15 protein-coding genes are annotated in these 14567 nt (G+C 65.8%); 7 read left to right on the forward strand and 8 right to left on the reverse strand.

What is annotated here, in order from left to right:
- The first annotated feature begins 3 nt into the window (after window positions 1-3).
- From Q0L25_RS08880 to Q0L25_RS08900, 5 genes are all read left to right on the forward strand, one after another.
- On the forward strand, window positions 4-936 hold the full coding sequence (locus tag Q0L25_RS08880) for a DUF5996 family protein (protein WP_296613470.1): 933 nt from the start codon (window positions 4-6) through the stop codon (window positions 934-936).
- 124 nt (window positions 937-1060) lie between these two features.
- The gene (locus tag Q0L25_RS08885; RefSeq protein WP_296613471.1) at window positions 1061-1654 is read left to right on the forward strand and encodes a pyridoxamine 5'-phosphate oxidase family protein; all 594 of its coding nucleotides are present in this window, start codon (window positions 1061-1063) and stop codon (window positions 1652-1654) included.
- Window positions 1651-1866: a DUF2007 domain-containing protein gene (locus Q0L25_RS08890; protein ID WP_296613473.1), complete on the forward strand. Its 216-nt coding sequence runs from the start codon at window positions 1651-1653 to the stop codon at window positions 1864-1866. Before Q0L25_RS08885 ends, Q0L25_RS08890 begins: the two co-directional genes overlap by 4 nt.
- Window positions 1867-2008: 142 nt before the next feature.
- Entirely contained in the window at window positions 2009-2347 is a 339-nt protein-coding gene (locus tag Q0L25_RS08895) for a P-II family nitrogen regulator (RefSeq protein WP_066591586.1), read from the forward strand.
- 13 nt (window positions 2348-2360) lie between these two features.
- On the forward strand, window positions 2361-3839 hold the full coding sequence (locus tag Q0L25_RS08900; protein WP_296613476.1) for an ammonium transporter: 1479 nt from the start codon (window positions 2361-2363) through the stop codon (window positions 3837-3839).
- A gap of 168 nt (window positions 3840-4007) precedes the next feature.
- Here Q0L25_RS08900 and Q0L25_RS08905 read toward each other — a convergent pair whose 3' ends face one another.
- The 3 genes from Q0L25_RS08905 to Q0L25_RS08915 are packed head-to-tail and all read right to left on the reverse strand — an operon-like array spanning window position 4008 to window position 6305.
- Entirely contained in the window at window positions 4008-5534 is a 1527-nt protein-coding gene (locus tag Q0L25_RS08905; RefSeq protein ID WP_296613477.1) for a tryptophan halogenase family protein, read from the reverse strand.
- Between the two features lie 18 nt (window positions 5535-5552).
- The gene (locus tag Q0L25_RS08910; protein WP_296613479.1) at window positions 5553-6044 is read right to left on the reverse strand and encodes a PIN domain-containing protein; all 492 of its coding nucleotides are present in this window, start codon (window positions 6042-6044) and stop codon (window positions 5553-5555) included.
- Window positions 6045-6305: a type II toxin-antitoxin system Phd/YefM family antitoxin gene (locus Q0L25_RS08915; RefSeq protein ID WP_296613480.1), complete on the reverse strand. Its 261-nt coding sequence runs from the start codon at window positions 6303-6305 to the stop codon at window positions 6045-6047.
- A 211-nt stretch (window positions 6306-6516) separates the two neighbouring features.
- Between Q0L25_RS08915 and Q0L25_RS08920 the strand changes: the two genes are divergently transcribed.
- A complete protein-coding gene (locus Q0L25_RS08920; protein WP_296613482.1) occupies window positions 6517-7899 on the forward strand; it encodes a cation:proton antiporter in 1383 nt (460 codons plus the stop codon).
- Window positions 7900-7904: 5 nt separating this feature from the next.
- Entirely contained in the window at window positions 7905-9128 is a 1224-nt protein-coding gene (locus Q0L25_RS08925; RefSeq protein ID WP_296613485.1) for an alginate export family protein, read from the forward strand.
- A gap of 205 nt (window positions 9129-9333) precedes the next feature.
- Here Q0L25_RS08925 and Q0L25_RS08930 read toward each other — a convergent pair whose 3' ends face one another.
- Genes Q0L25_RS08930 through recQ form a run of 5 tightly spaced genes read right to left on the reverse strand, consistent with a single transcriptional unit; the run spans window position 9334 to window position 14513 of the window.
- Entirely contained in the window at window positions 9334-10923 is a 1590-nt protein-coding gene (locus Q0L25_RS08930; RefSeq protein ID WP_296613487.1) for a GMC family oxidoreductase, read from the reverse strand.
- Window positions 10833-11837: a sterol desaturase family protein gene (locus tag Q0L25_RS08935; RefSeq protein ID WP_296613489.1), complete on the reverse strand. Its 1005-nt coding sequence runs from the start codon at window positions 11835-11837 to the stop codon at window positions 10833-10835. Before Q0L25_RS08935 ends, Q0L25_RS08930 begins: the two co-directional genes overlap by 91 nt.
- Window positions 11838-11880: 43 nt before the next feature.
- Window positions 11881-12279 (reverse strand): hypothetical protein, encoded by a 399-nt coding sequence (locus tag Q0L25_RS08940; RefSeq protein ID WP_296613491.1) that lies wholly within the window; start codon window positions 12277-12279, stop codon window positions 11881-11883.
- Complete coding sequence (locus Q0L25_RS08945) at window positions 12276-12704, reverse strand: TIGR01244 family sulfur transferase (protein ID WP_296615647.1); 429 nt, start codon at window positions 12702-12704, stop codon at window positions 12276-12278. The genes Q0L25_RS08940 and Q0L25_RS08945 overlap by 4 nt, the downstream gene beginning before the upstream one ends.
- Window positions 12705-12740: 36 nt before the next feature.
- Entirely contained in the window at window positions 12741-14513 is a 1773-nt protein-coding gene (recQ, locus tag Q0L25_RS08950) for a DNA helicase RecQ (RefSeq protein WP_296613493.1), read from the reverse strand.
- Window positions 14514-14567 lie beyond the last annotated feature (54 nt).

Here is a 14567-nt window from a genome sequence, read left to right on the forward strand (position 1 = left end):
TATATGAACAGCTGGCCGGCTCTCGATTGGACCCAATGGCGCGAGACCGCGATCGGGCTGCAATTGCGCTGCCAGATCGTCGGCAAGGTGCGGCTCGCGCTGACGCCGTGGCTCAACCATAGCTGGCACGTCCCCTTTTACCTGAGCGCGCGGGGCTGGACGACCTCGGCGATTCCCTGCGGCGAGCGCATCCTGCAGATCGACTTCGATCTGACCAGCGATGCGGTGACGTTCGCGACCAGCGATGGTGGGATGCGATCGATCCCGTTGGCGGCAGGAACGATCGCCGACTTCCATGCCGACGTGGTCGCCGCGATCGAGGCCTTGGGCAGCGCGTCGGACTTCGACGGCAGCCCGAGCGAGATGCCCGGCTATCCTCCCTTCGCGGACGACCACGAGCAGCGCCCCTACGACCCCGACGCCGCCCGCGCGTTCTGGCGCGCGCTGATTCAGGTGCAGCGCGTCTTCTACCGCTTCCGCACCGGCTTCCTCGGCAAGGCGAGCCCGATCCATCTGTTCTGGGGCAGTTTCGACCTCGCCGTGACGCGCTTTTCGGGCCGCACGGCGCCGAAGCATCCCGGCGGCATGCCCGGCCTGCCCGACGATGTCGCGTGCGAGGCCTACAGCCACGAGGAAGCGAGCGTCGGCTTCTGGCCCGGCAGCGACGCCTTTCCGCACGCCGCCTTCTACGCCTACGCGTATCCCGAACCCGCCGGTTATGCCGCGGCGGCGGTTCAGCCCAAACAGGCCGCGTGGAACGCCGACATGCGCGAGTTCATCCTGCCTTATACCGCGGTTCGCGCCGCCCCCGATCCCGACGCCGCATTGCTCGCCTTTTGTCAGTCGACCTATGACGCCGCCGCCGACCTCGCCGATTGGGATCGCGATGCGCTCGAATGCCCGATCGGCCGCCCGCGCGTACCGCGCAAAGTCTAGGGCAGGCCCGTGCCCAAACCCGTCACCCCAGCGAAAGCTGGGGTATCAGGCGATGGTGTGATACGGCGTGAGATCCCAGCTTTCGCTGGGATGACGAGATAGAGAGCTGGATGACGGATAGCGAATGGCCGAGTTCTTCGATGCGCTGAGCGACAAGCATATCACGTTCGTCGAACGCCAGCCGATCTTCTTCGTCGCCACCGCCGCGGCCGACGCGCGGGTCAATCTGAGTCCCAAGGGCATGGACAGCTTCCGCGTCCTGTCGCCCAACCGCGTCGCCTATCTCGACGTGCAGGGGTCGGGCAACGAGACCAACGCGCATTTGCTCGCCGATGGGCGCATCACCATCATGTTCTGCGCGTTCGACAATCCCGCATTGATCCTGCGCCTCTATGGCCGCGGCCGGCCGGTGCTGCCGCAAGACGCCGATTGGGCCGAACATGCCGCGCTGTTCGACCTGCTGCCCGGCACGCGGCAGATCTTCGTGATCCATGTCGATCAGGTCCAGACCAGCTGCGGCTGGGGCGTCCCGCATATGAGCTTCGAGCGCGAGCGCGACACGCTGAGCAAATATCATCGCCAATATGGCGAGGAGGTGCGCCAGGCCAAATATGCGGTGCGGCTGAAGAGCATCGACGGCTTGCCGGTCCGCAATCCGACGCAGGGCCCGCCCCAGGTACCGCGCGCGAGCCAGCAACAGGAACAACAACAGCAATGAGCCTGGTAGAACTCGGCGGCTATTCCTATCCGGAAGCGCATATCATCGTCGGCCGGCTTGAATCCGAGGGCATTCCGGCGATCACATTCGACGCTGGCACGCATATGGCGGAGGGGTCGTTCCGGCTGATCCCGGTGCGGGTGATGGTGGACGAGGAGGATCTTGCCCCTGCGCGGCGCCTGCTCAAAGAATGGGCAGACGACTCTGCCTGAAAAATAAGCATGCCTTCGCAACTGCACAAATTTTAACGCGGCCGTAACATTTCGTTGCGCGATTCCGCGCCGAAACGCGCGGATTCGAATCTGGCACGCCCCTTGCGATGCAGCATTCCGGGACAAAACGGAAAGGGGCGCGATGAAACTCGTCATTGCCATCATCAAACCGTTCAAGCTCGACGAGGTGCGCGAAGCACTGTCTGGCGTGGGCGTCGCGGGCATGACCGTGACCGAGGTAAAGGGGTTCGGCCGACAAAAGGGTCAGACGGAGATTTACCGCGGTGCGGAATACAGCACGAACATGGTGCCGAAGATCAAGATCGAGGTCGCCTGCGCATCCGACATGGCGGGCGCGGTGGTCGAGGCGATCCAGGCATCCGCCAACACCGGCGCCATCGGCGACGGCAAGATCTTCGTGCTCGACGTCGGTCAGGCGGTGCGCATCCGCACCGGCGAAACCGACGACAGCGCTCTCTGAGATGGGGGGAATGATGAAACAATCGACCAAGATACTGGCCGGACTGGGAGCCGTCGGCGTTGCCGCGCTGATGTGCCATCCGGCCTTTGCCCAGGCCGCGGCGGCTGCACCCGCGCCTGCCGCCACACCGGCCATCGCTACGCCGTCGCTCGCCAATATGAACAAGGGCGACAATACGTGGATGCTGGTGTCGACCTTGCTGGTGCTGATGATGTCGGTACCGGGGCTGGCCTTATTCTATGGCGGCCTGGTCCGCACCAAGAACATGCTGTCGGTGCTGACCCAGGTGCTGATGATCGTCTGCATGGTCGGCGTGATCTGGGTATGCTGGGGCTATTCGGAGACGTTCACGACCTACAATTCGCTGGTCGGCAATCCCTTCACCAAGCTGTTCCTGAAGGGCGTCGATGCCAATTCCGCGGCGGCGACCTTCTCCAACGGCGTCTATATTCCGGAACTGACCTACGTCCTGTTCCAGATGACCTTCGCGATGATCACGCCGGCGCTGTTCGTCGGGTCGGTGGCGGAGCGCGTGAAGTTCTCGCCGCTGATGCTGTTCGTCGCGCTCTGGGTGACCTTCGTCTACTTCCCGATCGCGCACATGGTCTGGTGCTGGGACGGTCCTGACGCCATCGCCGCGGCCGCGCTCAAGGGCAAGGAAGCGCTCGACGCTGCGAATGCCGACGCCGGCCTGCTCTTCCAATGGGGCGCGATCGACTTCGCGGGCGGTACCGTCGTCCATATCAATGCGGGTATCACCGGCCTGGTGATGTGCCTGCTGCTCGGCAAGCGTCTCGGCTATCCCAACGAGCCGATGCCGCCGCACTCGCTGACCATGACCATGATCGGCGCCTCCTTGCTGTGGGTGGGCTGGTTCGGCTTCAACGCCGGCTCCAACCTCGAAGCCTCGTCGATCGCCTCGGTCGCCTTCATGAACACCATGATCGCCACCGCCGCCGCCGGGATGAGCTGGCTGCTGACCGAACAGATCGTGCGCGGCAAGCCGTCGCTGCTCGGTGCCGCCTCGGGTGTCGTCGCCGGTCTCGTCGCCGTCACTCCCGCCTCGGGCTTTGCCGGCACCATGGGCTCGGTGATCCTCGGCCTGATGGTCTCGCCGATCTGCTTCTTCTTCGTCAGCGTGGTGAAGTCGAAGTTCAAGTATGACGACTCGCTCGACGTGTTCGGCGTCCACTGCATCGGTGGCATCACCGGCGCGCTGATGACCGCGATCCTTGCCAATCCGGCGCTGGGTGGTCAGGGCATCGCCGACTATGCCTCCAAGCCGGGCACGCTCGTCGTGGCGCCCTATGACTGGGTCCATCAGCTGATCACCCAGGGCTGGGCCGTCGGCTTCACACTCCTCTGGTCGGGCGTCGGCGCCGCGATCCTGTACTTCATCATCGACAAGCTCTGGGGCTTCCGGGTCTCCGAAGAAGTGGAGCGGGAAGGCCTCGACATCGCCGAGCATGGCGAGCGGGCTTACCACTACTGACACGATCGGGGCGCCGGTCGACCCGGCGCCCCCAACCTCGTTCCTCCTGCGGACGACCTGGGCCGGTGACGAAAGTCACCGGCCCTCTTTTCAAGCGTCAAATGCCAAGGGCATTTGAAGCGCAGCCCCCGCGAAGGCGGGGGTCTCGGGCCGCAAGCGGCCCCTTGCTCAACTCTCGTTAATCTGCCGGATCAGCTCGCGATGCGACGGCAAATCGTCAACCGCCTGGTCACCGAAATGCCGTATGCGGGCAAAGGCGTTCGCGGCGCGATGGGTGTCAGCTGCTCCGCCACTCGGCGGCTCGGTCCGAAAGCCCATGCCATAGAGAATGTACTGATAGTTGAAATAGGCGAAGGTCTCGACATCGAGCGTGAAGTCGAAGCGGCTGGGCGGGCGCGAACGCCAGCGGTCGAGCATTGCCGCCAGCGCGTCGGGGATCGACGCAAGATCGGCATTGTCACGCCAGAACGGCTCGTCGCGCCGGCTGAGGCAATAATGCAGCTTCAGAAAATTGACGATATTGTCGAACCGCGCGGCCATCAGCGCATTGAAACGATCCGCAGATGCGTCGACCGGACCGCTTGGCGGGAGCAGTTCGGCGATCATCGCCGCCGCCGCCTCGATCAGCACGATGCCGGTCGATTCGAGCGGCTCGAGAAAGCCTGCAGCCATCCCCACTGCGACACAATTGCCGACCCATTGCCGGCGGCGATAGCCGGGTTCGAAGGCGATCAGCCGGGCGCCGGCGGCTAGTTCGGGTCGGCCGATATAACCGCCCAGGACGTCGCGGGCCCGCGCCTCGTCGATATGGTCGCTCGAATAGACCGAGCCGACCCCGCGCAGGTCGCGCAACCCGATGTCCCAGATCCAGCCACCCTCATGCGCTGCGGCAATCGTATAGCTCGGAAAAGGCGCTTCCGGATCGCCGCGTGGCACCCGGCAGGCAAGCGCGCGGTCAGTGAACAGATAGCGGCGCACCGACACCAGCGGTTCGCGCATCGCATTGCCGATCAGTTCGGCGGCGAGCCCGGTGCAATCGACGTACAGATCGGCGGTCAGCGCGCCCGAGCGCTCGAAGTCGAGATGCCCGATCCCACCGCGTTCGTTCAATCTCGCGCCGAGCAGGCGATCCTCGATATGCGCCACGCCCAATTGCCGCGCGCGATCGGCAAGCAACCGCGCCAACGCCGTGGCGTCGAAATGATAAGCGTAATTGAGTGGCGCGGCGAATCCGTCCTCCTCGGCCCGCTTGGGCCCGCGGCGCTCTTCGGCGACCCGGTGCTGGATCGTCACCGCTTGGGCGAAGGGCGGGCGCGTCGTCTCGTCCTCGGCGAGCCACAGCGACACCAGGCTCGCGTCGGGCGTGTAGAGCGGCGCTTCGAACGGATGGAAGAAATGGTCGTGCTCGCCCGGCGCCGGCGTCCGCACCCAATGGTCGAATCGGATCCCCTGCTTGAACGTCGCGCCCGTCGCCCGGATGAAATCGCGCTCGTCGATATCGAGGAATTGCAGCGTGGTGCGGATCGTCGGGAACGCGCCCTCGCCGACGCCGACGATCCCGATACCGGGCGATTCGACCAGGCTGATCGACAGATCGGATCGATTGGCGAGGTCGAAGAATTTCGCGAGATAGGCAGCCGTCAACCAGCCCGCGGTGCCGCCACCGACGATCAGGATGCTGCGCTTTCCCTCCATGTTCCTTCGCTACAATCCTCAGCTGCGGACGAACAGGCCCTTGATCCACGCCGGCGCCGCGCGCGATGCCTGGCGCCAGTCGCCGTCGGGCGCGTCGGCGACGTAGCGTGACGGATCGAACAGCTTGACTCGGCCGGCCTTGAACGCCCGCGGTCGCAAGGTCGCCAGCATTAGGCCGTGTTCGAGCGCAGTCCCGGCGATCAGCGCGTCGCGCGGGTCGGCATAATCCAGGCCGGCGGCGCGACGCACGATCGCGGCGTCGATCGCCAGCACGCGCCCGTCGAACGCGCGCATCACCTGATCGTCGAGCCAAGTGCGCCATGAGGCGCCGGCCGCGCGATCCTTGCGCGCGGAGCGGGCGGCGATGCCCTCCAGTTCGTGGAGCGTGATCGCCGAGATGAACAGGCTCTGCGGCGCGACGCCTGATGCCCAGGCGGTCAGCGCGGGGTCGGCCCGCCCGCTGCGCGCGTCGCGCAACGCGACCACGACGGGCGTGTCGAGCAAATGCATTCAGCGGTCGCCATCGCGATGGCGCCAGGGATCGGCGCGCGGCGGCGGATCATGTTCCGGCAAGGCATTGGCCGGCGCATTGGGCGCGGCGAGCAGATCGACGATCGTCTCGCTCTGGCCCGACAGGCGGCGGAACGCCTCCATGCTCATCAGGACATGCGTCGGCCGCCCGCGATCGGTGACGAACACCGGCTCGAATCGCGCCAGCCGCTTCGCCTGGCTGACGTCCTGATTGAATTCGCGGCTGGAAACGACTCGCATTTTTGGTGCTCGCACGGCCGGTTTGGGCGGTTGATTATGTAGGTACGTTACTACCTTGTAGCTCACTCGCAACACATTTCCCCCGCTCGTCGGAAAAATGACGCCGCGGACCAACAGGCGCTCAAAAGCCCATTGCTAACGTTCCCAATCGGCCCTCCCTTGCCCGCGATAGGACCCGCCAAAGGGTCGGAATTGGGGATGGGGAAGGCGCATGCCGCAGCAAGGTGTGATCGACAGTCTGGTATCGACGGTGACCGGAATCCTGGCACCGCATGGCCCTGCGGTGCAGGCGGTCGCCAAGAGCTACACGCCGGGCGATTTCAGCGTGCATTTCTTCCTGCAACTCGCGGTGATCCTGCTCGCCTGCCGTGTCGTCGGTTGGGCTGGGCAGAAACTGCTCGGCCAGCCGCAGGTGGTGGGCGAGATGATCGCCGGCGTCGTCCTGGGACCGTCGCTGCTCGGGCTGCTGTTCCCCGATTTCCAGCTTGCCTTGTTCCCCAAGGAAACGCGGAACGTGCTCTATGCCGGCGCGCAACTCGGCGTCGGGCTGTACATGTTCATGGTCGGGCTGACGCTCAACCTCGATCACTTCAAGGCAAAGGCGAAGAGCGCGGCTGGCGTCTCGGCCGCGGGTATCGCCGTGCCGTTCCTGCTCGCCGCGCTGATCACGCCGATGCTGTTGACCGTGCCCGGGCTGTTCGCACCCGGCATCAGCAACGCCAACGCGACCCTGTTCATGGGCGCGTGCATCGCCTTGACCGCATTCCCAATGCTGGCGCGGATCATCAACGAGCGCGGCCTCGCCAATTCCTCGCTCGGCACCTTGTCGCTGACCGCAGGCGCGTTCGACGACGCCAGTTCGTGGTGCGTGCTCGCGGTGGTGCTTGCGACGTTCGGCGCGGGCCCGGGGGTCGCGGTGCTCGCGATCGGCGGGGCGATTCTCTACACCGCGTTCATGCTGCTCTATGGCCGGCGCCTGCTCGCGCCGCTGGGCCGCGCGGTCGAGGCGCGCGGCGAGATGAGCACGACCGTGCTCGCGATCACGATGATGCTGTTCTGCACCTCGGCGTTCGTGATGGACGCGATCGGCATCCATGCGATCTTCGGCGGCTTCCTGCTCGGCGTATGCATGCCGCGCGGCCTGTTCGTCGAGGAATTGAAGCGCAAGGTCGAGCCGCTCGCGGTCGTGCTGCTGCTGCCGATGTTCTTCACCTATTCGGGGCTCAACACCCGGATGGACATGGTCAATTCGGTCGAGCTGGTACTGATCGCCCTTGGTATCCTGGCGGTATCGGTGCTGGCCAAGTTCGGCGCCTGCTGGGCAGCGGCGCGGCTGTCGGGCGAGGACAATCGTACCGCGCTCGGCATCGGGGCGCTGATGAACTCGCGTGGACTGATGGAGCTGATCATCATCAATATCGGGCTGCAGAAGGGCATCATCGGCCCGACCCTGTTCTCGATGCTGGTGCTGATGGCGATCGTCACGACGATGATGGCCGGACCGCTGTTCGAATTGGTCTATGGCCGCAAGGCGCGCGCCGACGGCGAACTCGGCGCGCTGGGCGGCGGCCTCGCGATCGACGCAGCGGAGTGAGCGTTTTGCATCGTCGTACTTGGGGCGCGTTCGCGCTCGCCGCCACCGGATTGGCCGCGTCCGGCGCGCATGCCCAGGACATTACGCTCAAGCCGTTGATCGACGCGCGACTGCGCTACGAACATGTCGACCAGGACGGCATCGCCGACAGCGCCGACGGGGTTACGCTGCGCATTCGCAGCGGCGTTCAGGCGACCGCCGGTCCGATCAGCGCGCTGGCCGAGGCGGAGGGCAATATCCCCTTTACCACCAGCTACAATGACGGGTTCAACGGCCGCGCACTGCCGGTCGTCGCCGACCCCGGCAACATCGAACTCAATCGCGCCCAGCTTGCCTATATGGCCAAGGGAATGAAACTGACCGCCGGACGGCAGGTGCTCGACTTCGCCGACCAGCGGTTCGTCGGACCGGCGGCGTGGCGGCAGAACGAGCAGACGTTCGACGCGGTGCGCGTGCAATATAGCGGGTTGGGCGGCCTGAAGGGCGTGACCGTCGATGCGGCCTATTCCTGGTCGGTGCGCACGGTGAACGGCATCCAGGGCACGCCCGCGCGGCCGCAATCGATCGGCGGCGACAATTATTTCGCAATCATTGGCTATGCGACGCCGATCGGCACGCTGTCGGGCTTCGCCTATCTGGTCGACCAGGATTCGGGGGCACTCTCGGGCTTCCGCCTATCGAGCCAGACCTATGGCGTTCGCTTCGCCGGTGGCCGACCGCTGTCGAAGAACCTGAAGCTCGGCTATATCGCGAGCTATGCGCGACAGAGCGATTATGCGCGCAATCCAAACCACTACGCCGCCAGTTACTGGCTGGGCGAAGCGAGCCTGACGGCCAAGGTGCTGAGCGCGACCGTCGGATACGAAGTGCTCGGCGCGGACAAGGGGGTGGCGCTGACCAGCGTCCAGACCCCGCTCGCATCGTTCTTCAAGTTCCAGGGCTGGGCCAGCAAGTTCACCGTCACGCCGCCCAATGGCCTGCGCGATTTTTATGCGACCCTCGGCGCCAATTGGAAAAGCAAGGGCTGGGTGTCTGGCTATGGCGTTGGCGCGACTTTCCATCGCTTCGACAGCGACCGGTCGTCACTTCATTATGGCGACGAACTCGACCTGATCGCGTCGGCCAAGGTCAAGCGCTACACGCTCGCCGCCCGCTTCGCGCATTACCGCGCGGATCGGTTCGCGACGGATACGGACAAGGTGTTTCTGACCGTCGACTGGGTTTATTGAGGGTATTGCGTACGGGAGTTCCTCAATCCTCCCCCGCCAGGGGGAGGTGTCGCTGAAGGCGACGGAGGGGGAGGAAGCACGACGATAGCCGACTGCCGCCCGCCCCCTCCGTCACGCTTCGCGTGCCACCTCCCCCTGGCGGGGGAGGATTTGCGAAGGGCAGCGCCGTCTGCAATTTAGACCCTCTCGCCTAGGGATGTGGGCTCTACCCCTTCAAATCCGCCTTCACGAAATCGGCACAGCGCTCCCCGATCATGATCGACGGCGCATTGGTGTTGCCGCTGATCAGCTTGGGCATGATCGAGGCATCGGCGACGTAGAGGCCCTCGACCCCGCGCAGGCGCAGCTTCGGATCGCACACCGCATCATCATCCGCCCCCATCCGCGCGGTACCGACCGGGTGATAGACGGTGTCGGCGCGCGCGCGGATCAGGCGCTCAAGCGCGTCGTCGTCGCCGAAGTCGATCGGATAGCGGTCCTTGCCGCGATGCGCGCTGAGCGGCGGCGCGTTGAGGATGCGGTACATCGTGCGCACGCCTGCCTTCAGCACCGCCATGTCGCGCGGATCGGTCAGGAAGGCGGGATCGATCAGCGGCGTATCGCGCGGATCGGACGAGGCCAGCCGGACAGTGCCGTGGCTTTCGGGCCTGAGCACGCAGACGTGACACGAAAAGCCGTGCGCCGTGACCTTGGTCCGCCCGTGATCCTCCAGCACTACCGGCACGAAGTGCAGCTGTACGTCGGGCGCCGGCGCGTCGGGCATCACCGTGAGGAAGCCGCCGGCTTCGGCGAACGGCGTGGTCATCGGGCCCGAGCGGCTGCGCAGCCAGCGGAGCACCGCTCCAGCCATGCCGAGCGTCCCTGCCAGCGACTGACCCATGAAGAAGCGCCCCGGGACTTCGAACGCCGCGACGTAATCGATATGATCCTGCAGATTGGCGCCGACGGCGGGGCGATCGATCGCGACCGGCAGGCCGTGCGCCGCCAGGTGCGCCGCGGGGCCGATTCCCGACAGCATCAGCACTTGCGGCGTGCCGAACACGCCGCCGGCCAGCACCACCGCCTTGCGCGCACGGATGACATGGCTTTCATTGCCGCGGCGATAGGCGACGCCCCAGACCTTGCCGTCCTCGAACAGCACGCGCTCGGCCAGCGCCTCGGTCACGACATGGAAATTGGGCCGCGACAGCGCCGGCTCGACATAAGCGCGGCTAGACGTCCAGCGCTCGCCGCCCTTTTGCGTCACCTGATAGATGCCGACGCCATCCTGCCGCGCGCCGTTGAAATCGTCGTTGCGCGGAATTTGCAGCATCGCCGCGGCTTCGACGAATTCGGCGCTCCCCGGGTGAGACCAATGCTGGTCGGAAACCGATAGCGGCCCGTCGCCGCCATGATAGTCGCTCGCGCCCCGCTCGTTCGATTCGCTGCGCTTGAAGAAGGGCAGGACATCGGCATAGGACCAGCCGTCGCAGCCCATCGCCGCCCAATTGTCGTAATCCCAGGCATTGCCGCGCAGATAGAGCATCGCGTTGATGGCGCTCGATCCGCCCAGTCCCTTGCCGCGCGGCTGATAGCCGCGGCGCCCGTTGAGGCCCGGCTGCGGCACGGTTTCGAGCCGCCAATTGGTCTTGTCGGTCTGGAGCGCCATGAAGCCGGGGACGCGCGTGCGCAGTCCGGTGTTGCGCCCGCCCGCTTCCAGCAACGCTATTGTGTGGCGGCCGTCCTCGCTGAGCCGTCCGGCCGCGGCGGCGCCGCCCGATCCTCCTCCGACGACGACGATATCGGCTTCGTCCACTCCACTCTCTCCCGTGTGCGTTCGCGCTCTTCCCAGAGCGCTTTTATGGTTTCTGACGTCTCGCGGCTGCCGTCGTGACTCCAGCCCGGCGGCTTCGCGATGTAGTTCCATTTCGCCTTGAGCCCGGGCGCCGACCACACGTCCTTGGCGATCCCCACCCATTCGTGGAACGCCGCCCAGATCAGGTTGAAGCTGCCCAGGTTCTTGACGATGCCGTAGCGCGGCGCCTCGTCGTCGCGCTCCGGCTCGAACGTGCCGAGCCAGCGGTCCCAGACGATGAACACACCAGCGTAGTTCTTGTCGAGATAGCGCGGGTTGGTCGCATGATGGACGCGGTGGTGCGACGGCGTGTTCATCACCGCTTCGAACCAGCGCGGCATCCGCCCGATCACTTCGGTGTGGATCCAGAATTGGTAGATCAAATTCACCCCGCCGACGAAGATCACCATCGCCGGCGGGAACACCAGGAACAAAGGCAGGCGGAAGATGAAGGCGATCGAGATAAAGCCGGTCCAGGTCTGCCTGAGCGCGGTCGACAGGTTATAATGCTGCGAGCTGTGATGGATGACGTGGCTCGCCCAGAACCAGCGCACACGATGCGCGGAGCGGTGGAACAGGTAATAAGCGAAATCGTCGATCACGAAGCACAGGACGAACCAATACCAGGCCCAGGGATTGGGCAGGTCGACGATGCGGAAATGGCCGTAGAGCCAGCTCGCCATGGCATAGATCGCACCCGCGGTGATCGCCCCGGCAACGGTGCTGCCGGTGCCGAGCGCCAGGCTGGTCAGCGTGTCCTTGGGTTCGTAGCGGCTCTTGTCCCTGGCCCAGGCGACGAGCATCTCGGCCAGCACCAGCAGCACGAAGCCGGGCACGGCGAGCGAGACGATATCGGGCAAATGCGGCGCGGCCATCAGCATCCTTTGGGGCACGTTTACCCCATTCTCCGCGGCTTGCTTACACTAGTGTAAGTGGCGCTTCCAGCCCCCGAACCTGATCGGCGGTGATGCCGAACAAGGTGACCGGTCCGAACAATTTCTCACCGGTATCGACCGTCGCGCCCTCGATCGCCTCGCGGACCCGGAGCGGCGGCACCAGCCGGCGCACCGCGACCTTGGCGCCATGGCGTTTGAGCACCGCGATCGTGCCTTGTCCCTGGACCAAAGCCGCGCCGCCGTCGCCCGATATCAGCGCGCGGCCGCCCTCGAACCCGGCCAAGGCCTCTTCGGCGAAGCGGCGGGCGTCGTCCTCGGTGGAAATCCGGCTCTCGCCCAGCTTGAGCCAGCGTGCCACCCCGGCCAGCGCCAGAATCGCGATGATCGACCCCGCGAGCTGGACGAGCTGCGCCTGCGTCATGCCTGGGCCTTCAACTGATCGAGCAATGGACGCAGGCCGTCGAGATTATAGCCCGCGCCGGCACCCTTCGCGATCAGTTCGTCGGCGTCGGCGCCATTCTTCGCCTGGGCCAGCGCCCACAGGTTGCACGAGCGCGTGCCCGAGCGGCAGAAGGCGAGCACCGGGCCCTCAGCATCCGTCAGCACATCGGCCATCGCCGCGATCTGCGGATAGCTGAATCCGGCATGGGTGATCGGGATCGCCGTATAGCGCAGTCCCGCCGCTTCCGCCGCGGCGCGAATCGCATCGCCCGGGATCTGACCCGCTTCCTCGTCGTCGGGACGATTGTTGACGATTGCCGTGAACCCCGCGGCCTTGATCTCGGCGACATCCTCGACCGAGATTTGCGGCGCCACCGAAATGCTGTCGTCGACCTTGCGGATCATCGTCACTGGGACCTCATCGCTTGCTGAAAAAGAGACTCACGCCGCTTCCCGGATCACTTGCAGGAAGGCGTCACCATAAGCGTCGAGCTTGCGTTCGCCCACGCCCGAAATCGTGCCGAGCGCGGCGCGGGTGCCCGGTTTGAGCTCGGCCATCGCGCGCAGCACCGAATCGTGGAAGATGACGTAGGGCGGCACGCTCGCTTCCTTGGCGAGTTCGCGGCGCTTCTCGCGCAAGGCTTCGAACAAAGGATCGCCGATCGGGTTGGTACCGCCGCCGGTAGCACCGCCGCGCCGCCGCCGCTCGCGCTTGGGCGGCAGCACCAGTTCGACCTTTTCGCCGCCTTTGAGGATCGCGCGCGCACCGGGGCCGAACTCCAGCCCGCCATGCGGGTTGGTGCGCAGCGCGTCGCGGACCTGGAGCGCGCGGCCGACCGGACGGAGCAACGCGGCTTCCTCGCCATCGACGATGCCGAACACCGACAAGGCCTCATGCCCGTTCATCAGGCTGCGCTCGCTCGACTGGCCGGTCAGGATCGCTTCGATATAGCCGCTGCCGAAACTCTGCCCGGTACGGAACACTGCCGAGAGATATTTCTGCGCGACAGTCGTCGCATCGACCGCCGCCGGCGGGGCGAGGCAATTGTCGCAATTGCCGCAGCGATCGGGTGCGTCGCGCTCGTCGAAATGCGCGAGCAGCAATTTGCGGCGGCATTGCGCGGTCTCGACCAAAGCGCCGAGCGCGTTGAGCCGCGCGCGCTCGCCCGGCTGCCGCGCGGCCTCGACCTCGCCGATCCGTTGCCGAGCGCGGGCGAAGTCGTCGGCGCCCCAGAACAGATGCGCGATCGCGGGGTCGCCGTCGCGCCCGGCGCGCCCGGTTTCCTGATAATAGGCCTCGATCGACTTGGGCAGGCCGGCATGCGCGACGAAGCGGACGTCGGGCTTGTCGATGCCCATGCCGAACGCCACCGTGGCGACGATCACCATATCTTCCGACGCGACGAAATCGGCCTGGTTCTTCGCCCGGATCTTCGGTTCGAGCCCGGCATGGTAAGCACGCGTCGGCCGGCCGGTCTTGGCCAAAGCCTCGGCCAGTTTCTCGGTGCCCATCCGGGTCTGGGCATAGACGATGCCGGGGCCGGGCGTCTCGGCGATCAGATCGGCGATCTGGCGCGTGGTGTTGTCGCGCGGGCTGATCGCATAGCGGATATTGGGCCGGTCGAACCCGGCGACGATCAGCCCGTCCTGGGGGATGCCGAGCTGCTCGAGGATGTCGGCGCGGGTATGCGCGTCGGCGGTCGCGGTCAGCGCGAGCCGCGGGACGCCCGGAAATCGGTCGAGCAGCGGGCGGAGCAGCCGGTAATCGGGGCGGAAATCGTGTCCCCATTCGCTGACGCAATGCGCTTCGTCGATCGCGAATAGCGCCACCCGCCCGCGTTCGAGGAGATCGCGGAAATCGCTGTTCGAGGCGCGTTCGGGCGCGACATAGAGCAGATCGAGTTCGCCATCCAAGAACCGCCCGCGCGTTTCCGCCCGGTTCTCGTCGACGCTGGTCAACGTCGCGGCGCGGATGCCCACCGCCTCGGCCGCGCGCAGCTGATCGTGCATCAGCGCGATCAGCGGACTGACCACGACGCACGTGCCGTCGAGCATCACCGCGGGCAGCTGGTAGCAGAGCGACTTGCCCGCGCCGGTCGGCATCACCGCGAGCGTATTCTCCCCCGCCAGCACGCGCGACACGACCGATTCCTGCACGCCGCGAAACGCCGGGAAGCCGAAGGTCGAGTGGAGTACTTGAGCGGGATCGGTCACGGGGTGCGACATAGGACACTTGGCTGCAAACGCCAGCGGGGAGGCCCGTTATAC

Origin of the sequence: Sphingomonas sp. (genome assembly GCF_024508665.1) — a bacterium.
Lineage (GTDB): Bacteria > Pseudomonadota > Alphaproteobacteria > Sphingomonadales > Sphingomonadaceae > Sphingomonas.